This window comes from Bacillus sp. ISL-39 (assembly GCF_018613295.1).
GTDB lineage: Bacteria > Bacillota > Bacilli > Bacillales > Cytobacillaceae > Mesobacillus.
Genome location: NZ_JAGGQM010000031.1, coordinates 1 through 20,420, shown reverse-complemented (window position 1 = coordinate 20,420; position 20,420 = coordinate 1). Strand labels below are relative to the sequence as shown.

At 42.5% G+C, this 20,420-nt stretch carries 16 protein-coding genes, 15 tRNA genes and 1 rRNA gene; 2 read left to right on the top strand and 30 right to left on the bottom strand.

The genetic code is table 11. From position 1 onward, the window contains the following. Positions 1-4: 4 nt before the first annotated feature. The 7 genes from J7E37_RS20140 to J7E37_RS20110 all read right to left on the bottom strand — a co-directional run bounded on the left by J7E37_RS20140 (position 5) and on the right by J7E37_RS20110 (position 8,583). Positions 5-760 (bottom strand): NRDE family protein, encoded by a 756-nt coding sequence (locus J7E37_RS20140; protein ID WP_214781630.1) that lies wholly within the window; start codon positions 758-760, stop codon positions 5-7. A gap of 87 nt (positions 761-847) precedes the next feature. Beyond that, the gene (locus J7E37_RS20135; RefSeq protein WP_214781628.1) at positions 848-2,062 is read right to left on the bottom strand and encodes a NupC/NupG family nucleoside CNT transporter; all 1,215 of its coding nucleotides are present in this window, start codon (positions 2,060-2,062) and stop codon (positions 848-850) included. Positions 2,063-2,330: 268 nt separating this feature from the next. Beyond that, a complete protein-coding gene (locus J7E37_RS20130) occupies positions 2,331-3,269 on the bottom strand; it encodes a DNA-binding transcriptional repressor DeoR (RefSeq protein ID WP_214781626.1) in 939 nt (312 codons plus the stop codon). A 207-nt stretch (positions 3,270-3,476) separates the two neighbouring features. After that, the gene (locus J7E37_RS20125; protein WP_214781624.1) at positions 3,477-4,040 is read right to left on the bottom strand and encodes a TetR/AcrR family transcriptional regulator; all 564 of its coding nucleotides are present in this window, start codon (positions 4,038-4,040) and stop codon (positions 3,477-3,479) included. A gap of 10 nt (positions 4,041-4,050) precedes the next feature. Then, positions 4,051-5,448 carry an efflux RND transporter permease subunit gene (locus J7E37_RS20120; protein ID WP_251009783.1) on the bottom strand — a complete coding sequence of 466 codons (1,398 nt, stop codon included), beginning with the start codon at positions 5,446-5,448 and terminating at the stop codon, positions 4,051-4,053. Beyond that, positions 5,441-6,940: an MMPL family transporter gene (locus tag J7E37_RS20115; protein WP_251009782.1), complete on the bottom strand. Its 1,500-nt coding sequence runs from the start codon at positions 6,938-6,940 to the stop codon at positions 5,441-5,443. Before J7E37_RS20115 ends, J7E37_RS20120 begins: the two co-directional genes overlap by 8 nt. 128 nt (positions 6,941-7,068) lie before the next feature. Next, positions 7,069-8,583, bottom strand: coding sequence for a glycine betaine uptake BCCT transporter (locus J7E37_RS20110; protein ID WP_214781620.1), 1,515 nt, complete (start codon positions 8,581-8,583; stop codon positions 7,069-7,071). A gap of 348 nt (positions 8,584-8,931) precedes the next feature. On the opposite strand from J7E37_RS20110, the gene J7E37_RS20105 reads away from it, so the two are divergent. After that, positions 8,932-9,732: a C39 family peptidase gene (locus tag J7E37_RS20105; protein WP_214781618.1), complete on the top strand. Its 801-nt coding sequence runs from the start codon at positions 8,932-8,934 to the stop codon at positions 9,730-9,732. An 87-nt stretch (positions 9,733-9,819) separates the two neighbouring features. Here J7E37_RS20105 and yhbH read toward each other — a convergent pair whose 3' ends face one another. The 7 genes from yhbH to queG all read right to left on the bottom strand — a co-directional run bounded on the left by yhbH (position 9,820) and on the right by queG (position 17,378). Then, the gene (gene yhbH / locus J7E37_RS20100; RefSeq protein WP_214781616.1) at positions 9,820-10,989 is read right to left on the bottom strand and encodes a sporulation protein YhbH; all 1,170 of its coding nucleotides are present in this window, start codon (positions 10,987-10,989) and stop codon (positions 9,820-9,822) included. Positions 10,990-11,288: 299 nt separating this feature from the next. After that, positions 11,289-11,471 (bottom strand): hypothetical protein, encoded by a 183-nt coding sequence (locus J7E37_RS20095; protein WP_214781614.1) that lies wholly within the window; start codon positions 11,469-11,471, stop codon positions 11,289-11,291. Positions 11,472-11,553: 82 nt separating this feature from the next. Beyond that, positions 11,554-13,449: a PrkA family serine protein kinase gene (locus tag J7E37_RS20090; protein ID WP_214736151.1), complete on the bottom strand. Its 1,896-nt coding sequence runs from the start codon at positions 13,447-13,449 to the stop codon at positions 11,554-11,556. Between the two features lie 337 nt (positions 13,450-13,786). Further along, on the bottom strand, positions 13,787-14,536 hold the full coding sequence (gene nfsA, locus J7E37_RS20085; protein WP_215026632.1) for an oxygen-insensitive NADPH nitroreductase: 750 nt from the start codon (positions 14,534-14,536) through the stop codon (positions 13,787-13,789). 131 nt (positions 14,537-14,667) lie between these two features. Continuing rightward, on the bottom strand, positions 14,668-15,147 hold the full coding sequence (gene trmL / locus J7E37_RS20080; RefSeq protein ID WP_214781599.1) for a tRNA (uridine(34)/cytosine(34)/5-carboxymethylaminomethyluridine(34)-2'-O)-methyltransferase TrmL: 480 nt from the start codon (positions 15,145-15,147) through the stop codon (positions 14,668-14,670). 90 nt (positions 15,148-15,237) lie between these two features. Next, on the bottom strand, positions 15,238-16,131 hold the full coding sequence (locus J7E37_RS20075) for an amidase domain-containing protein (protein WP_214781597.1): 894 nt from the start codon (positions 16,129-16,131) through the stop codon (positions 15,238-15,240). A gap of 89 nt (positions 16,132-16,220) precedes the next feature. Then, entirely contained in the window at positions 16,221-17,378 is a 1,158-nt protein-coding gene (queG, locus tag J7E37_RS20070; RefSeq protein WP_214781595.1) for a tRNA epoxyqueuosine(34) reductase QueG, read from the bottom strand. A 105-nt stretch (positions 17,379-17,483) separates the two neighbouring features. On the opposite strand from queG, the gene J7E37_RS20065 reads away from it, so the two are divergent. Then, positions 17,484-18,152, top strand: coding sequence for a B3/B4 domain-containing protein (locus J7E37_RS20065; RefSeq protein ID WP_214781593.1), 669 nt, complete (start codon positions 17,484-17,486; stop codon positions 18,150-18,152). A 387-nt stretch (positions 18,153-18,539) separates the two neighbouring features. On the opposite strand, the gene J7E37_RS20060 is transcribed toward J7E37_RS20065, so the two are convergent. The 16 genes from J7E37_RS20060 to rrf form a co-directional block, all read right to left on the bottom strand. Further along, positions 18,540-18,613 (bottom strand) — tRNA-Gly (locus J7E37_RS20060). A gap of 52 nt (positions 18,614-18,665) precedes the next feature. Then, a tRNA-Leu gene (locus tag J7E37_RS20055) sits at positions 18,666-18,750 on the bottom strand. A gap of 42 nt (positions 18,751-18,792) precedes the next feature. Beyond that, positions 18,793-18,867, bottom strand: a tRNA-Cys gene (locus tag J7E37_RS20050). A 9-nt stretch (positions 18,868-18,876) separates the two neighbouring features. Beyond that, positions 18,877-18,951 (bottom strand) — tRNA-Gly (locus J7E37_RS20045). 6 nt (positions 18,952-18,957) lie between these two features. Beyond that, positions 18,958-19,032: transfer RNA gene (locus J7E37_RS20040), tRNA-Gln, on the bottom strand. Positions 19,033-19,072: 40 nt separating this feature from the next. Continuing rightward, positions 19,073-19,148: transfer RNA gene (locus J7E37_RS20035), tRNA-His, on the bottom strand. An 11-nt stretch (positions 19,149-19,159) separates the two neighbouring features. Further along, positions 19,160-19,233 (bottom strand) — tRNA-Trp (locus tag J7E37_RS20030). 8 nt (positions 19,234-19,241) lie between these two features. After that, positions 19,242-19,326, bottom strand: a tRNA-Tyr gene (locus J7E37_RS20025). Between the two features lie 70 nt (positions 19,327-19,396). Then, positions 19,397-19,472 (bottom strand) — tRNA-Phe (locus J7E37_RS20020). Between the two features lie 28 nt (positions 19,473-19,500). Beyond that, positions 19,501-19,576, bottom strand: a tRNA-Asp gene (locus J7E37_RS20015). A 3-nt stretch (positions 19,577-19,579) separates the two neighbouring features. After that, a tRNA-Met gene (locus J7E37_RS20010) sits at positions 19,580-19,653 on the bottom strand. Between the two features lie 41 nt (positions 19,654-19,694). Continuing rightward, positions 19,695-19,770: transfer RNA gene (locus J7E37_RS20005), tRNA-Val, on the bottom strand. Between the two features lie 58 nt (positions 19,771-19,828). Then, positions 19,829-19,903 (bottom strand) — tRNA-Glu (locus J7E37_RS20000). Between the two features lie 16 nt (positions 19,904-19,919). Then, positions 19,920-20,011, bottom strand: a tRNA-Ser gene (locus tag J7E37_RS19995). Positions 20,012-20,015: 4 nt separating this feature from the next. Beyond that, positions 20,016-20,090: transfer RNA gene (locus J7E37_RS19990), tRNA-Asn, on the bottom strand. Positions 20,091-20,157: 67 nt separating this feature from the next. Continuing rightward, positions 20,158-20,273, bottom strand: a 5S ribosomal RNA gene (gene rrf / locus J7E37_RS19985). Positions 20,274-20,420: the final 147 nt, after the last annotated feature.

Sequence of the window (20,420 nt, the reverse complement as noted above, 5' to 3'; positions counted from 1 at the left end):
TTCTTCACAGCCTTATTAAAAACTCCTGGTCCGACCGCTGATCTTTTGTATGCACCCGTTCATAAAACTGGATTTCTTTTTCATTCATTAAAATGACAGTCGAACTTCTCGTCCCGTACCCTTCACTTTTAATGAAGATGGGTGATAACAAGCGCTCCCACTCCAGGGAAACCCCGGTAGATGGCAACAGATGGTCCGGAGCGGGATCGGCATTTTCCAAATGGGCAAATAACCGGTCAACCAAGTCAGGATGCCCTTCTGAAATAATGCTGGCAAGTCCCGCCTTCCCCCATTTCACCTTTGGCCAGTCCGTATTAAGCAAGTGGTTGCTGACCCCATGGACGCCAGCTTCCACTTTTTGCAGCGGGCCTCCACGATTGGAAAAGTAATAGAGCTCATCCAAATCCCCTGCCAGAAAATTATAACCAGGATATTCTTGACGGCGATTGGCCAACTCCTGTAAATAAGATTGGGTATTGATTGTCCCTTTCAGAAAATCAGCAACAAGTTCACCTCTTGTTCTTTTCCCGACGGTGGTTTCACTTGGGTCTCGATAATTAGTGAGAGCTGCAAACCTGCCTGATGTCGTAACCCCCATCCAGGTTCCCATTTTTTCAAGATCCCGGCCGGCGAGCACTTCGGTCGCATCATCCCAAAAATAAGCCGGCGCAGTTTCCCGGGCATATGCTTCATCTCTATTGGCAGCAACAATCAGCTTATACTCTGGATGTGCTTTATAGGCAAATAAAACCAAACACATTCATCATCACAGCTTTCCTTTCAATTTACTCTATTATAACCTAAAGCAAAAAAAGAGAAGGACCATGTCCCCCTCTTTTCCTCATTTTTATAAAAGCATACCTGCCATTGCGGCACTCAATAATGATGCAAGCATACCTGCTATAACAGCTCGTACACCCATGCGAGCGATGTCTCCGCGACGATTTGGAGCAAGGCTTCCAAGACCGCCAAGCAAGATTCCCATTGAAGATACGTTTGCGAATCCACATAGAGCAAAGCTGATGATTGCAACTGTTTTTGCAGATAATTGATCAATTTGCGGTGCAAATGAAGAGTAAGCTACAAATTCATTCAAGATTAACTTTTGGCCAATGAACCCGCCGGCTTTGACAGCCTCATCCCAAGGTACGCCGATTGCGAAAGCAAGTGGTGCGAATACAAAGCCTAGAATTGCTTCAAGCGTTAAGTTTTCTGCTCCGAAGAATCCTCCGAAGAATCCTAGTATTCCATTGATCAAGGCAATCAATGCGATGAAAGCAAGCAACATTGCACCGATATTCAAGGCTAATTGTAGACCCGTGCTTGCTCCCTTAGCAGCAGCATCAATCACGTTAACTGAATCTGTATCTTTTTCCATCTTCAGTTCATCAGATGTCTCAGATTTTTCTGTTTCCGGAATCATGATTTTAGCCATGATCAAACCCGCCGGAGCAGCCATGAAGCTTGCTGCAAGCAAGTATTCTAACGGAACACCCAATAAGGAATAACCAATCAATACGGAACCTGCAACAGAAGCCAGGCCCCCAACCATGATAGCAAAAAGCTCTGACTGAGTCATTTTCGCGATGTAAGGCTTAACAACAAGTGGTGCTTCTGTCTGGCCTACGAAAATGTTAGCTGCAGCTGATAGTGATTCAGCCTTGCTCGTTCCCAGCAATTTAGAAAGCGCTCCACCCAGGATCTTGATGATTACTTGCATGACTCCCAGGTAGTAAAGAACTGAAATCAATGATGAGAAGAAAATAACAACTGTTAATACTTGAAATGCGAATACGAAGCCAATATTTTCGGCCTGGAACAATCCTCCGAACAGGAATTGCACACCAGCGTCCGTATAGTTGACGATTTCATTGACACCAAGTGAAAGCTTTTTCAATAAGAGTTTACCTGTTTCCCATTTCAATACTAAGAACGCGAAAATGAATTGGATTGCCAACCCGCCAAGGATTGTCCTAAAATTGATTGATTTTTTGTTATTCGAGAAAATAAATGCTATTCCCAAAACGACTGCAATCCCCATCAAACCCCATAAGATATTCATTGTTGACCCACCTCTTGTTGTGATATTTGCGGAAATGTTGTTAACGTTTACAAATGCTATGAAAAAAATTTCAATAAAACGTTTACATTTGTTTATTCATTACTTTCTATAGCAAATATATCAGAAGTTAAGAACTTTTGTAAATAAGTTTTTGAACAAATGTAAAATGAAATTTATCCCTTTTCATCTTTTCGACAAAAATACCCGCAAGGCGCCGAACCTACCGGGTATTTGTTTTTACCTTATGGCTTCCCTATTCCCTTAACTCTTACTTATCCAATAAAAATTTGGCAGTAAATTGGTCCGTTACAAGCACATTTGTATACTTCCCTTTTAAAGCCCCATAAATACCCTCGATTTTATGAGCTCCGCCTGCAACTAATATTGAATACTTCTTCTTCTTTAACTCTTCAAGTTCAATGCCTAAAGTTCTCGCATCAAGGTTCTCGTTGCAAACCTTTCCATCTTTATCAAAAAATCGTGAACAAATATCCCCGACAGCTTTTGAATAAATGACTTGCAAATCTTCTTCGGTAAAGTATCCTAACTGGAACAATAAAGATTCAGACTTGATCGGACCAATTGTATAGACCGCTATGTTCGATTGTTTCCCCATTTCCAGGATCTTTTTTATATGCCTGTCAGCCTCCATTGCCTGTTTGACCACGACATGGTCTACGATGGCCGGAAGCGGGAGATGATGCGGTGCGCTGTTGAAGGCCTTGCCGAATAAATACAATATTTCATTCGCATACGTATTTGTTTCGGAGTGACTGACTCCTCCCTTCAACTGGACGACCTTTACATTCTTGCACGGTTTCTGCTTCAATTCCAAGGCAACATGATAAAGCGTCGTTCCCCAGGTGACACCGATAATATCATCATGATCAACCACTTCATTCAAAAAAGCTGCAGCTTTCTCCCCGAGATATGTTTTGATCACACTGTCTTCATATTGTGGAATATGAGTGACGATTGCCTTTTTTAACCCAAACTTTTGTTCAAGCTGTGCTGACAAATTTTCTACATCCTCAGTAGGGTCCATGATTCTGATATCGACGATACCCTCCTGCTTTGCGATCTGCAGGAACCTTGATACTGTAGGCCTAGAAACTCCCAACTCCCTGGCAATATCATTCTGGTTATAATCAAGTAAATAATAAAGCTTTGCTGCCTCAATTATTTTTAATAATTTTTCTTTTTCCATTCGTGATCACCCTTGGAAATGACTTAAACTCAATACCCTTATTCTAGCAAAAAAACCGAATGAAAACATTTACATTTTAAAAAAGAACAAAATGTTCATAAATAACCAAAGGTTTACATATGTTCATCTTCGTTAGAACACTTAGAAGCTCATTTAGAACGGAGAAAGAGGAAAAGGATTGGCGCTAACCCAATCCTTCCAGAAAGATTATTTAATAATTGCTATCACTGATTGAGCGTACTTCCTAGCCAGTGAAATCTTTTCTTCTTCGTTTAATAAATGAAAAGGACGATCATTCTTGAAGACAACCTGGCTGACGAAAATTCCCCCAAGGTGCCTTGCAACAAGACCTGCATCAACTACTTGGCCCTTATTCTCGAAATGCAGTGCCAGACCCTTCTCAAGACTCGAAAAAATCATATTAGGCAAATCGACTTCTTCATCCAAATTCCCCATCAAGCTTTCTGATATAAGCATTTTGACCAGAGGTGCATTTCTGGACAAAGTACCTAATCTATTTTCAATAATTTTTATCAAAAAAGCTTCAGTATCCTCAGTTTGTGCCATTCTGTTAATATGCGAATCAAATTGTCTTTCCAGAATATTCTTGATGACTGTTACAAACAGGTTTTGCTTATTGGTGAATTTCCGGAACAATGTTACTTCAGCCACTTCTGCTTCCTTTGCAATCTCTTGTGTTGTAGCCTGCAGTCCTTTTTTCACAAAAACCTTCATTGCTGCATTCAAGATTTGTTCCGTTTTGTCCCTCATACTGCCACCCCTAGTTTTCTGGTAATTCATTCTCCCCTACATGTCTTATTTTCACAAAACGATCTAGAATAATCAAGATGGCAGGCATAACTACAATTGTACTGAACAGTGCCAGGGATATATTTATTAATGTCATCATGCCGAAGTTGCTCAAGATGACAAAATCGGAAATCAGCAGCGCGCTGAACCCGCCGATTGTGGTAAAGGCAGATGCGAGGATGGCCTTCCCTGTTTTCCGATTCGTGACCATGATGGCTTCCATGCTGTTTCTGCCTTTTTTCCGTTCTTCATAAAAACGCTCCATGATCAGGATGGTGAACTCTGTGCCAATTCCGATGATCAATGCTCCCAGTGTGGCAGTCAACGGGGTATATTTGATATCAAGTAAATACATGGCTCCGCCTGACCATCCGACTATCAGGGCGATTGGCAGCAATGGTATAAATGCTTTGACAGGATGGCGGTATACTAACAGCAAGCCAAAGAATACAAGCCCCATCCCGAGCAATGTCATTTTATACCTGCCAGTAGTCAATGCGATAACCATCTCAACATCCAGCACTGCTTTTCCGGTAACCGTTGTATCAACTCCTTTTGATTCTTCCGCCTTAAAATAATCGTTTAAGTCATCAATGAACCCCTTAAGCTCCTCTGCCTCTAGGTGCTCTATACTCAGGGTGATGACACCTTTTGTTCTCTCTTCATTAATTAACAGCTTTTTCTGGGCTTCTGGCATCTCAGCCAAATATTTCTCTATCTCTTGATTCCCAGGAAATTTCCCTTCATTCATCTGTCGAAGTGCAGTTGTGACTGAACGTGTATCAATAACGGTTTCTGGAAATTCACTTTTAACTGTTCCGGTGATCCCATCTACCCACTCCAATATCTCAGCGGATGACACATCGTCAGCTTCATAAACAACCGAAATTTGATCGGTACTGCCGAGAATCTCTCTTAACTTATGAATATCCTTTAACTCCTGTGTATCCTGCGGCATGAACTTTTCAACATCCGTTTCGACCCCAGCTTGCAAATCAGCCCAAATACCAAAACCAGCTGTTATGAAGGCAATTAAAACAATGAACCACTTCAGTGAAATCAGTTTATTTGTAAACCCATTAAAGAGCCTGTCTCCCTTCGTATTTTTTAATTTTACTTGTTTCTTTTTATTCCTTTCTTTTTTGAAGGAATGATCTCTGGAGAATAAAATCGGAATCAATATAAAAACTCCTGCTATAAAACTGATGATCATTCCTACTGTCAGCATCTTGCCAAAGTCCTGGATCATTGGTACAGGAGATGTGTATAAAGCAATAAAGCCTAGCCCTGTAGCAATTAAGGCTGTCAAAACTGCAGGCACCATTTTCATTAATGTTTGATGTAGGGCCTTCTTTGGTTGGTTATTCATGGTCATTCTCCCCTTCTGCCATTTCCTCTGAATACCTGTTTTGGAACTGAATCGCATAATCAATGCCAAGACCTATGAGAATCGGGAACACAGCCATAGAGACCATTGTAATTGGAATCTGAATCCACCCCATCAAGCCTACCGTACCAATGACTGCTATTAAAATGATGCCTAAGGGAAGTAAGCGCCAACTTACATTAAAGGTGAAAAATAAGATGATGACCATGAACAAAATAGATAGCATCATCATTTTCTGCATACTTTCCTTCATCGATGAGCGGATTGCATCATCCAAAACTGGTTTGCCCGAAACCATAGTGGCTGTTGATTCTATTTTATTTTCATTTAGATATGATTTTACCGTTTTTGAGACTTCACTTTTTGCATCGTCGGAAACATGTCCATTAAATTTCACGATCATGATCATAGTATGGTCATCTATGACGACTTCATTAAAAATATCTCGCCTTTTGCCTTGATCATCATAAATCATGTATTCAAGTGTTTCCTGCTTACCTGGCAATCCAGGATGCAATGTATCAGAGTAATCATTCATACTGGTTAAATTCCCGCTGATTTCAACCAGGTTTGTGCCTATTTCAATCAGACCTTTGCTGAGCTCCCCCAATTCCTCAGATTGCTCTGTCTTTTCTTTTTGCAAGCTTTCTAACTGTCCTTGCTTTTTTAATAATCCACTTTCCATCCCTTTTAGCCCCTTGATTGCCTGATCTGAAACATTCGGCAAAACTGCTGATTTCTCGGCTCCCTGCAGCATTTTTTCAGAAAGCTGGATCAGCTGGGTGCTCATTTCATTTATCTGTTCTGCCTGCTGTTTCTCATGGGGATCGTTTGTATCGTATTTTGAGGCTAATGCTCCTAGTTTCAATCCAGCTTCCTTTGTATAAGTTCCAAACTGGGAATAACCATCAACGAGGTTGGTTGTTCCTTCCTTTAGCTTCTTCTGGCCATCAATCATTTTGCTTACTCCCTGACTAAGTTCCGCCATTTGCCCTTCAATATTTGGCAGCTGACTATCTCCGGAAGTATTGGCTTGCATCTGTTCCCCAACCTCTACTAATTTCCCTCCCATTTCATTCAGTCCATCTGATATTCCCGCTATACCCTCTTTATATTTAATAGCTTGCTTGGACGACATTTCTTCCACCAATACAACAGGACTCATGACACTATAAACTTCTTCATGTGTATTAAGGAGCGTCTCAAGCCTTTTCAAATGCTCCAGCCTTTCGACAGTAAGCACGTTATGATCATCTGTTGCTTCATATACGATGATGATGGATTCTCCTCCGAACTCTTCCTCAAGCTGTTGGTTACTTTTATAAACCACTGATTCAGTGCTTACCAGTGTCTCATTCCCAGTAGCCATTTGAACGTTACTTGCCCCTGCAGCTAAAAGCACAGCAGACATTATCGTTAATAACATTATTTTAACTGGGTGTTTTGACATCAATGAACCAAGTATATTCAGCATAGTCCTTCCTCCCTGAAATAATGATTGTAAGTAATTACTAACATAAAGTATAATCTGCCTCCCCCATTATGTAAAGAATAAATTTAAAAAGGAGCCATCCCATATTGGAATGACCCCCCACATAATTATTAAAGCTTGCGTTTAGGAATTTTTCCAATTCCCAGTTCTTTCGCTTCTTGATTCAAGGCTTTAATTAGACTTAATCCCATTAATGCCATAATGATGGAGAATGGCAATGCGGCTACGATCATTGTATTTTGCAATGCCTGCAGCCCGCCAGAGTACAGCAATACTAAAGAAATTGCCGCCAACATGATTCCCCATGTGAATTTAATCCTGTTTCCTGGTGTCAGCGATCCATTGGTGGTCATCATCCCTAAAACAAATGTGCCAGAGTCTGCTGAAGTGATAAAGAATGTACCGATAAGAATCATTGCCAGGATGGACAATAATGAACTTAATGGATAATTGGCAAACACGCCAAAGAGCGCTTCTTCGGTCGCGAGTTCAGAAATATTCGCAACCCCTTCGTGCTCAAGCATGATTGCTGAACCTCCAAAAGCAGAAAACCATAGGAAGCCAATTAAAGAAGGTACTAGCAGTACACCAAATACAAACTCTCTGATCGTACGGCCTTTAGAAACTCGAGCTATAAAAATCCCTACAAATGGTGCCCAGGCAATCCACCATGCCCAATAGAAAATGGTCCAGCCGTTGATCCACGAACGGACTTCTTCATTTAAAGGAGCAATCCTGAAACTCATTGCCGGCAAACTTTGAAGGTATGTACCAATTGTGTTGGTAAAAAGGTTCAGGATAAATTGGGTAGGTCCCAAAAACAGCATAGCCGCGAGCAATACCGCAGCAAGTATCATGTTTACATTACTTAAAATCTTGATACCTTTTCCAAGTCCTGTCCAGGCAGAGATCATGAACAATACTGTTACGATCAGAACAATAAACAATTGAGTTACGAAACCAGTAGGGATTCCAAATAGGTAAGAAAGCCCACCGTTAATTTGTACAGCTCCAAATCCCAAAGTTGTTGCCACACCGACTACAGTCGCGACAACCGAAATCACGTCAATTACTTTTCCTGCTGCTCCATTCGTCTTGTCGCCTAAAATCGGGCTGAGAGTAGCACTAATCAACCCTGGCTTTCCATGCCGGAAATTGAAATAAGCAAGAACTAATGCAACAATTCCATAAATGGCCCAGGCATGGATACCCCAGTGGAAAAACGTGAACCTCATTGAATCACGGATAGCCTGGTCAGATCCAGCCTCCACTCCGGTTGGTGTTGAGACCATATAATGGCTTATTGGTTCAGCAGTGCCCCAGAATACCAGCCCAATCCCCATACCGGCGCTAAAAAGCATCGCATACCAAGTCAGGGTAGTAAACTCTGGACGGTCATCCTGCCGGCCAAGCCTGATCTTTCCCAGAGGACTGATCAAGAAATACAGACAAACAATTACAATTGCAGATACAAGAATTAAATAATACCAGCCAAAAGAATCAGTAATGAATCCCTGGATATTGGCTGTAACTGATTCAAGTTTATCTGGAACAAACACACCGAAAAGAACCATTAGTAACAAAATTCCTGTCGATATGAAAAAAACAGATGAATCCTTTTTCATCAAAAAACTCCCTTCGTTAAACTTTGCACCTTAATACCCTAACACAAATTAGTGTTTTTTTAAAAGATTGTACTCATAACAGAGATAGTATTACCGAATTTGTCAAAAAAAATGAATGTCTAAAATCCTTTTTTTACTGGAACTCACTTTCATGTTCAACTACTAAATTCCTCAATATTCTTCCCAAAGACTCAAGTTTTTCGACTGTAATATCAACACTGCATAATCGTTACCTTATTACCAGTCGATTTCCAATATTATTCTATTAGTCTATTGAATCATTGTCGAACTTTGGTTAAAATTGTAAGAGATGCCCAGCCTGAAGGAGAAATGTTAGGAGACGATATTTTGAATAAAAAGTTGCTTATTAGAACACTATCCATTGGAGGCATTTTCCTGGCGACCTACCTGGGAGCGGAAAATTTACGATCGATTAAAAATCCAACGGCAGAAACACAAGCTGCAGTTGCACCAAAAATCACCCGAACTGAAGCTCATTCCATAACAAAGACCATTGAAGATAAAAAAATTTTTGGGGATTTCTTCAGTACAGAGGAGAAAGAAATGATTGAAGGGGTTCCGCACATCAGTCAGCTCCCCGAATTACAACGAGGCTGTGAAGTAACCAGCTTAACGATGCTTTTGCAGTATGAAGGAATCGCAGCCGATAAAATGAACCTGGCTGAACAGATACATAAAATACCTTTCCGCGACACAAGTTATGTTCGCAGCAATCCTTATGATGGCTTCGTAGGCGATATCTATACCTTCAGCAAGTCGGGATATGGCGTTTACCACCGTCCTGTAGCAAAACTTGCAGAGAATTACCTGCCTGGAAAAGTCAAGGACATTACTGGCCAATCCGTAAATTCAGTTTATGAACTGATTGACACTGGATCGCCAGTGTGGGTCATTACGAATTCAAGCTTTGCGCCGCTTCCCGAATCGGAATTTACTGTTTGGGAGACAAATACCGGAAATGTGAAGATTACTTACAAAGAACACAGTGTTTTGATTGTCGGCTATGACGAGGAGTACATTTACATAAACGACCCCCTTGCCAGCGAGGGTTATAAGGCCGTCCCACGGACACCATTCGAGAATGCCTGGGTCCAGATGGGCAGCCAGGCGATCGGAATTGAAAAATAATAGATTGTTAATATAGGAGTTTCTATCCAGCGTGAGACGATGAAAAAATAGAAAAATCGGCAGGAGCTCTATCCTGCCGACTTTTTATTAAGCATACATCTTGTTTTCTTCCTGTTTGAAAAAACTTTTCATCGCGTGGAATACATCAGCTTTCTGCTTGAGGATATAGTAACGGAAGTTATCGTCTTTAATGTTTTTATACGCGGACATTAGGGTCGAGTGGCGATTATACTGATTGACTTCTCCATAACCAAACATATTGGAGACCTTCATCAGCTCTTCTACTAATTTTACACAGCGGGCATTGTCGGAGGTCAGGTTATCACCATCTGAAAAATGGAATGGGTAGATGTTAAACTTGCTTGGATTGTATTTCAGATCAATAAGTTCCAGTGCTTTCCGGTAAGCGGATGAACAAATGGTACCTCCGCTTTCTCCTTTTGAGAAAAAATCTTCCTCGGAGACTACCTTTGCTTCTGTATGATGAGCAATAAATTCGATTTCGACTGTTTCATACTTGGAGCGAAGGAAGCGCGTCATCCAGAAGAAGAAGCTCCTCGCCATATATTTTTCCCACAGTCCCATACTGCCGCTCGTATCCATCATGGCAAGAACAACAGCCTTTGAATCGGGCTTCATGACCTCATTCCACGTCTTGAATTTAAGATCTTCCTTGTAGATTGGGTGGAAGGATGGTTTGCCTGTCATGGCATTCCGTTTGTAAGCTGACATCATGGTCCGCTTTTTGTCAATGTTACCCATCAATCCAGTCTTCCTGATATCGTTGAATTCAATATTTTCAACAAGATGCTCCTGTTCTTCCTTCTTTTTGAGGTTCGGAAGCTCCAGCTCTTTAAATAACGCTTCTTCTATTTCCATCATTGATACTTCTGCTTCGTAATAGTCTTCACCGGCCTGGTCTCCTGCGCCTTGCCCTTTCCCCGGACCTTGCTGCTGCCCGGAGCCATCACGCGCGACGACATCACCTACTTTACTGTCTCCATCCCCCTGGCCGACATGCTTATTTTTATCATAGTTATAACGGATTTTGTACTCATCCAGTGACCTTATAGGAATCTTTACGACATCCCTGCCGTTGGACATGATAATATTCTCTTCAGTAATCAAATCAGGCAAATTGCTCTTAATTGCTTCCTGCACCTTTTCCTGATGGCGCTGTTGGTCATCATGTCCTTTGCGGTGGAGGGACCAATCTTCCTGGGAAATCACAAACTGGTGACTGCTTTCATCGGTCATTTTCAACCCCTCCTTTGAAATTTTCATTTTGACAGTAACACAATTCAGCATACCTTCATACAATATCCCGATGGACTTTTCCCTTATGAGAATTGTAATTACTCTATCTTATGCAAGAAGACAAAATAATTTACAAATAATTTTGACAATTAACCTTTTCTCCTACGGGTGGACAAGCCCATTTTAAAGAAGCAACGGCTTAACTTCAGGATTTAAGATGCCGAATCACGCATTGCCATAAGGGATATAACCCTTAAAAGAAGTGCACAAAAAAATAACCTCTGCATGGTCAGCAAAGGTTATTCCTTTTCATTCTCTTTATCAAATTGGATTGGATCCGGTACTTTATCATACTCTTCTTTCAATACTTCGCCTGTACGGCGGTGTTCCATTTGCTTTCCAAGATTTTCGATTTCTTCCTCATTTCGAGCCATGGAACTATTTTTAGGGACATAGTCTTTTGGCAATTCTTTTTTACTCATGTTGATCACCTCTTGCCTGTACTATTCCCGCTATCAGGATTTTATAAACTAAAAGGACCCGCAATCTGCAGGCCCTCACAATCTATCTATTCAACAGGCTTCCGACATACCGCAGCAATTCATTCGCTGAGGTAGAGTTGTATCCATGCTCATCGATCAATCTTGCGACGACATTATTGATTTTCTTCAGCTGCGTCTCATCAGGAGTCTTTGTTGAAGTCGTAATCTTGACGACATCCTTCAAATCAGCAAACAGCTTTTTCTGGATTGCTTCACGCAAGCGGTCATGCGAATTGTAATCAAACCTCTTGCCTTTTCTCGCGTAGGCAGAAATCCTGATTAAAATCTCTTCGCGGAAGGCTTTCTTGGCGTTTTCGGAAATGCCGATCTGTTCTTCGATAGAGCGCATCAGCTTCTCATCAGGATTGATTTCCTCACCAGTCAGCTGATCACGCATCTTCGCCTTATTACAATAAGCTTCAACATTATCAAGGTAATTATCCATAAGGGTTTTAGCTGACTCTTCATAAGAGTAAACGAATGCCTTTTGTACTTCTTTCTTGGCGATATCGTCATACTCCTTCCGGGCAAGAGATATATAGTTCAGGTAGCGCTCCCTTGTTTCAGCCGTAATCGATGGATGCTGGTCAAGACCTTCCTTAAGTGATCTCAGGACGTCTAAAGCATTAATTGTTTTGACTTCTTTCCTGATGATTGTAGAAGAAATACGGTTGATGACATAACGAGGGTCAATTCCGCTCATTCCCTCATCCTGATGCTCTTTTTTCAATTCCTCAACATCAGCTCTGTTGTACCCTTCGACACTTTCTCCATCATAAAGCCTCATCTTCTTGATCAGGTCGATGTCGCCCTTTTTTGGATCCTTAAGGCGCGTAAGAATCGTGAACATCGCAGCCACCCTCAGAGTATGTGGCGCGATATGGACATCATTTACATCACTTTCTCTGATCATCTTGTCATAGATCTTCTCTTCTTCGGTCACTTTTAAGTTATATGGAATCGGCATCACAATGATACGTGAATGCAAGGCTTCATTCTTCTTGTTGGAAATGAAAGAACGGTATTCCGTTTCATTCGTATGCGCGACAATCAATTCATCCGCGCTAATCAATGCGAATCTTCCCGCTTTAAAATTGCCTTCCTGCGTCAGGCTCAGCAAGTGCCAGAGGAATTTCTCATCACACTTAAGCATTTCCTGGAACTCCATCATCCCGCGGTTCGCCTTATTTAATTCCCCATCAAAACGGTAGGCTCGCGGATCGGACTCAGATCCATATTCCGCGATGGTCGAGAAGTCAATGCTACCGGTCAAATCCGCAATATCCTGGGATTTGGGATCAGATGGACTGAATGTGCCGATTCCCGTCCGCTTATCCTCGGAGAAGAAGATTCGCTCTACGATGACATCTTCAATCCTGCCGCCATACTCTTGTTCAAGCCTCATCATATTAAGCGGTGAGAGATTGCCTTCAATTCTGATGCCATACTCATCATAAAAATCCTTGCGCAAATGATGCGGAATCATATGCAGCGGGTCTTCATGCATAGGGCAGCCTTTGATTGCATATATTGCTCCCCTGTCTGTATGCGAATACGCCTCAAGCCCCCTTTTCAGCATGGTGACGAGTGTTGATTTACCTCCACTTACAGGTCCCATCAACAGTAAAATCCTCTTTCTGACATCAAGCCTTTTCGCAGCCGGATGAAAATACTCCTCGACAAGCCTTTCCAGCGCCTCTTCAAGGCCGAATAACTGTGAATTGAAGAAGGAATAGCGCTTCTTGCCTTTCTCTTTTTCAATTCCTGCATCCTTGATCATATTATATACACGCGAATGTGCCGATTGAGCTACCCACGGCTGTTCCTTAACAATTTCAAGATACTCCCTGAACGTCCCTTCCCATTTAAGCTTCTCTTCACCCTGGCGATACATCTCAATCTTTTTTAAAATATCCATATGGACCTCCCCATCTAGCGTTATCAAGAGACGATTAATAAATTCTATGCAGCAAACAATTTGAACATGCGTAAACGTTCTGCAAGGAGGATTGTCCTTTTTTACCTCCTAAAGGAAAAAATAAGCCCATCCTTCACAGTTGCAGCATAATAGGATATAATGATTTCTATATGAACAAAACGATAAAAAGGGAGGCTTACATACATGAAACTAATCCTAATTATAGGCGTAAGTATTGCATTTCTAGCTGCTATTTTCACAGGCGGTTACGATGATAAGCCGGGAGTCAACAAAAAATAAAAAGCTGCCGATTGGCAGCTTTTTTACTTTTCTATGATTATTTTTTATTCAAATTCTGTTTTTCCACAAACTCCTTCATGTACATCCTTGATTTTCGCCCAAGCATTTTTGCCATCTGTTCCGTCCAGGTGTCCTCACGTTTTCCTGCGGTTCTTTCCCGGTAGTATTCTGAAGTAGTGGTATTATAGTCGCGGAGCTGCTTTTCAAACACACCCCTGTCCTGTTGGTACTCATTTTCCATATACACATGCTCGAGAGGCAGACGCGGCTTTACGTCCGTGTCCTGGTCAGGATATCCTACTGCCATGCCAAACAGCGGGATAACATGTTCTGGTGTCTTCAGAACCTCCTTTACTGCCTCGAGATCGTTCCGTATTCCTCCTATATAGCAAATCCCCAGTCCCATGGATTCGGCCGCAATGGCGGCATTCTGGGCTGCCAGAGCCGCATCGATCAAGGCAACCATGAATTTCTCTGTACTCTCAATCGAATCATCAAGATCTGACTCTTCCATCTCTGATATGACCTTATGTCGATGAAGATCTGCACAAAATACAAAAAAATGGCCACTATTCGCCACATAAGCCTGATTACCAGCCAACTCTGCAAGCTTGGTCTTTTTATCCTGATCTGTTATACCGATTATTGAATACGCCTGTATAAAGCTCGAAGTTGATGCTGCCTGAGCACTTTTCACGATTGCTTCAATTTGTTCTCGATCCAGCGGTGTATCCGTAAAACGCCTGATCGAACGATGCTGTAAGAGAGTCTCGATTACCTGGTTCATTTAAATAACAACTCCTTCTGGAATATATATAGCCTGGATAAGTAACATTTTAATTCACTGCAAAGTACCAGTCGTCTTCAAAATCCCAGCTGGCACTTAGGCATGCCAAAAAGGAGACCTGGTCAGGCCTCCTAGTATTTACGCAAGTCTCGATAATCCTGCTGCCTAAGCGCTTCATAAATCAAAATAGCGGCTGTGTTAGACAGATTTAATGAACGGATATTTTCATTCATAGGCAGCCTCAGGCATGTCTCCATATTGTTTTCGATCACATCTTTAGGAAGTCCTGTCGTCTCTCTGCCAAAAATAAAAAAGAAATCCTTTTCGGCTGCACTATAATCAAAATCGGAATGCGCCTTTTTGCCAAATTTGGTCACATAAAAGAATTCTCCGCCCTCGTTCTGTTGATAAAAATCCTCAAGCGAATCATAATAGTGAATCTTCACATGCTCCCAGTAATCCAAACCCGCCCTCTTCAACATCTTGTCATCCGTTGAAAATCCCAACGGCCTGATTAAGTGAAGCTCGGTATCGGTACCAGCACATGTGCGAGCAATATTGCCAGTGTTTGCTGGTATGAGCGGCTGGTATAATACTACATGCAATGCCATGACTTTCACCTCTGTTAAAAACTAAAGCTATTATACCACTTCACTCCTTCTCAGCAAAAGAAATGGCGCCGTACTATTGTCATTAAGCCATCAAATATCGTCGTAATCATCCGTAATCGTAAAAAACTTGTATTTAATATTCGGGGTATAAGCGGTCGAATCCTCATAAGCCCAATATCGCATCCTGCTGTTATACGTATGAGCATTGACTAGCGGCATGCCATCCGCATCGTGTCCCGTAACAATTGTAGTATGGTCGAAACGTCCATCTCCCTCAAAATCATAGCAGATGACATCACCAAGCTTTAGTTTTTCAGCACTGTTTACTTCTCTCCCCCTTAAGCCCAGCTTGGACCCTGGGATGTACCAGCGCATCGCATTGGCTACCGACCAGCTGAAGCTCCAATTATCATTCTGCATCCACCAGCCATTGCTGCGGTTTGGATACCCGCGCATCGGTCCTCCGCCCTGATGCAGGCATTGTGAGATATAGTTGGTACAATCAACCTCGAACTTCTTATATGCAGGGTTGTAGTCATTCCACCATCTTTCTGCATACTGGACGGCCTTCAGCCTGTCGTATCTGAAGCCCTTCCTCTCCTGGTCTCCCTCCTGCTGCGCAAAAGCAGGCAACGCTTCATCGCTGCCGTTAGACTCCCTGATCTCATTCAGCTTTTCATCCTTTACCAGAACACCCTTGTAAAATTCCGCCTGCCTCTTCTCCACTTCCTCCTCCATGTAAAATAGACCCCGCTGCTTAATCAAATACTGAAAATGAACCTCATATAAAATCGAGGCATTCTCCTTATTTTCAAATTTCTCTTCAACCCTGCCATTTGCCTTTGCTTTTACAATTTCAGCAGATCTGCTGGCAAAACTCTGCTTTTTCTGCTCTATACTGGGGCACTCGTGCAATTGATTTCTCGGCATGGAAACACATTGAAGGACACGCTGTTCCAACAGTTCCTGCAGTTGCTCACGCATGTTCATCTCTCCCTTCACCATTCATATTTATGAAGTGTTCCAGGATTTCACGCATAAAAAAAGATGGATTTTCTAAAAATCCATCCTTCTCACAAAGTTATATTCGACTCTGAGTTGCCCTTGAAAAATTCCATTCCCTTGCTGATCTCATTTAATACTTCCTCATCCTTCTCTACAACAGAAGCATGTTTCAATGCGTCCAAAGCGTCACGGCCGCCGATTTTGCCAAGGGCCCATGCTGCTGTTCCCCTGAGCACAGGCCTAGGGTCATCCTTCAACACCATAATCAGCTCTGGTATTGCAGTATCATCCTTATAATGCGCAAGAGCAATGATCGCATTGCGCTGAATAGGCTTCTTGCCCCTCCACGAACCGGATACATGCCCGAACTTTTCTTTAAAATCACGGTTGCTCATGGTCAGTAGAGGTTTCAGGAGCGGCTTCGCAATCTCAGGATCAGGTTCCATTTCTTGATGAAAGTGAAAATCCTTCCCTTTATTCTCGGGACAAACTGTCTGGCAAGTATCACAGCCATATAAGCGGTTACCAAGCTTTTCACGGAACTCGTCTGCCAAAAAGCCCTTAGTCTGAGTCACGAAGGCAATGCATTTTTGCGCATCTAACTGGCCGCCCTGCACGAGAGCTCCTGTCGGACAGATTTCCACACATTTATTGCAGCTGCCACAACGATCCTCCATCGGCGTATCGGGTTCAAATGGAAGATTTGTGATCATCTCACCCAAATAAACATATGATCCAAACTCTGGTGTGATGATGGAACAGTTCTTTCCACTCCAGCCTATCCCCGCCCGTTCGGCAACAGCCCTGTCCACAAGTTCGCCCGTATCGACCATCGACTTAAACCTCGCATCAGGTACCCTCGATACAATGTATTCCTCCAGTTTTTTCAGCCTGTCCCTTAGGACCACGTGGTAATCCGTCCCCCAGGATGCACGGCAGAAGACTCCACGCCGCTCTCCCTTCTTGCTGACAACTTTCGTCTTCATCTTTGAAGGATAAGCTAGTGCAATCGAGATGATTGTCTTAGGACGGTCAAAAATCAGGGAAGGCTCAGTTCTCTTCTCAATATCCTTTTCCTCGAACCCGGATTGATATTGTAATTCCTGCTGCCTGTATAACCTGACCTTCATCTCTTCAAAAGCTGAAGGAGCTGCAAAACCAATTTTATCGATGCCAATCGTTTTGCTGTATTCAATAATATCTTTTTTCAGGCTAGCTGTATCCATTGATGTTTCCTCCTTTCAATTTTGTTATCTATATTGAATTCCTAAATTTAAAAGCAAATTACTTTTATGATAAACTATTTTAAAGCCAATTTGGAGGTGGAATCAATGGAAATTCAAGTTTCCAGTGCATTATGTGATCTTATTCCCGGATTCTCAGTCGGGATTATCGAGTATAAAGAAATACAGGTAGGCGAGTCTCCGCAAATGTTAAAAGGCAGATTGCAGCTTTTCCAGGAGTCAATTTACTTCGACCTTCTGGAAAAAAACGTAACGGATCTTGAAGGCATAAAAGAGTGGCGGTCAATATTCAAAACTACAGGGAAGGACCCAAACCGGTACAGACACTCAGCAGAAGCTCTCTACCGCCGGATCGCAAAGCAGAATTACCTTCAACCCATACATAGTGCGATAGATTTAAATAATTTCTTCTCGCTTGAATATCAAATCCCAATTGGCGTTTATGACAGTGATAAGCTAGTGGGGGATGTAACCATTAAAATTGGAGAAGAAAACGAAGAGTACACTGGTTTAAATGGCAGAGCCAATAACCTGGCAAACCTAATTATCTCTGCTGATGAACAAGGACCATTCGGCAGCCCATTTGTCGATTCAGAAAGGACTGCCGTAACAGAAAAAACTACTAATGCACTGCAGATTGTTTATCTAAGGCCATCATCTTCACCTGAAGGGAAGCAAAAAATGACCGAGTCACTTATGAACATGTTTACCCAAATCCATGGCGGAGCTGGCACATATAAAATTTCGGGATGCTAAGGCATCCTTTTTCTTCTCGCGGAAGATTTAAAGAAATGAAAAGAAAAGGCTTTGCTATCATTCCTTGTAATTTTCAAGTAGGTATGAGCATTCTTAAGCGGAGAAATTCCGGCTATTGTATATGGCGAAAGCTTATGAAGCGGAATAAGCGGAGGTATTCCGGTTAACTGCTATAAATAAGACAAAATACAACGATTTGGATGAAATAAACGGAAAAGTTCCTCTTATTTTTAAGAAAATAAGGGTCATTTCCAATTTAAGCGGATATTTTCCGTTTATTTTTCAAACACTGTGAAACCAACTTTCAGTTTTTAACAAAGACAAAGAAAAGAAAAAACGCAGTATATCGTTTTCTGGAAACGACATACTGCGTTAGTCACGTATGTATGGAGCGGGTGAAGGGAATCGAACCCTCATCATCAGCTTGGAAGGCTGAGGTTTTACCACTAAACTACACCCGCATACATATCTTTATGAAATAAAGAAAACAGGAAATCCTGTTTATAATAAAAGTGGTACCGGTGGTCGGGGTCGAACCGACACTCCAGAAGGAACACGATTTTGAGTCGTGCGCGTCTGCCAATTCCGCCACACCGGCATATTAAAATGTCTTGCTTTCTTGCTGCCACTAATGAGTTAGTGGAGGCGGCAACCGGATTTGAACCGGTGAATAAAGGTTTTGCAGACCTTTGCCTTACCACTTGGCTATGCCGCCATATATTTTTGGAGCGGAAGACGGGATTCGAACCCGCGACCCCAACCTTGGCAAGGTTGTATTCTACCACTGAACTACTTCCGCAAAAAATGGCTGGGCTAGCTGGATTCGAACCAACGCATGTCGCAGTCAAAGTGCGATGCCTTACCGCTTGGCTATAGCCCAATATATTGTATGCTCTTATTATTACATTTGTGAATTATAATGGGGCGACTGATGGGAATCGAACCCACGAATGCCTGAACCACAATCAGGTGCGTTAACCACTTCGCCACAATCGCCATTATAAAATTGGCAGGGGTAGTAGGAATCGAACCCACACCAAAGGTTTTGGAGACCTTCGTTCTACCTTTAAACTATACCCCTATATTAAGTGGTGGAGGGGGACGGATTCGAACCGCCGAACCCTGAGGGAGCGGATTTACAGTCCGCCGCGTTTAGCCACTTCGCTACCCCTCCACTATAACATCTTTTTTGATGTTAAAAAACCCATTTTATCAATTCCCTGAATAGCCAGGTATTGTATATATGGTGGCTCAGGACGGAATCGAACCGCCGACACAAGGATTTTCAGTCCTTTGCTCTACCGACTGAGCTACTGAGCCACTATAACTTTGCCACTTTTAATAAAAATGGCGGTCCCGACCGGGATCGAACCGGCGATCTCCTGCGTGACAGGCAGGCATGTTAACCGCTACACCACGGGACCAGATTGCGGGGGCAGGATTTGAACCTGCGACCTTCGGGTTATGAGCCCGACGAGCTACCGGACTGCTCCACCCCGCGACGGTAATAATTGAAGATTATTTTTACTTCGTAAAAAATCATGGTGGAGGATGACGGGATCGAACCGCCGACCCTCTGCTTGTAAGGCAGATGCTCTCCCAGCTGAGCTAATCCTCCGTAATATGTTCGCTGATACTTTTCAAAGGATAATTTTTTCGCTTAGGCGAAAAAATTCTGGTGACCCCTACGGGATTCGAACCCGTGTTACCGCCGTGAAAGGGCGGTGTCTTAACCGCTTGACCAAGGGGCCAGATATAAAGTTTCTATGGCGGAGAGCAAGGGATTCGAACCCTTGAGACAGCGTTGACCGTCTACACGATTTCCAATCGTGCTCCTTCGACCTCTCGGACAGCTCTCCAAATTGGCTCCGCAGGTAGGATTCGAACCTACGACCGCTCGGTTAACAGCCGAGTGCTCTACCACTGAGCTACTGCGGAATAATGATTATTTCTCCGACTTGGATACGCGATCCACATCTTTGAAGATTGGATGAAAATGCATCCTGCCTGGCGGCGTCCTACTCTCACAGGGGGAAACCCCCAACTACCATCGGCGCTGAGAAGCTTAACTTCCGTGTTCGGTATGGGAACGGGTGTGACCTTCTCGCCATCGCCACCAGACATTTTTTTAAAGACAATATCTATTATACTGTCTTTTATGCATTTTGCAAGAGAAAATTTAAGAAAGTTTTTCACTTAATGAAAAGCTTTTATTCCCTCAAAACTAGATAATGTGTAAGAAGAATTCAAGAGAAACGAGTAATCTAT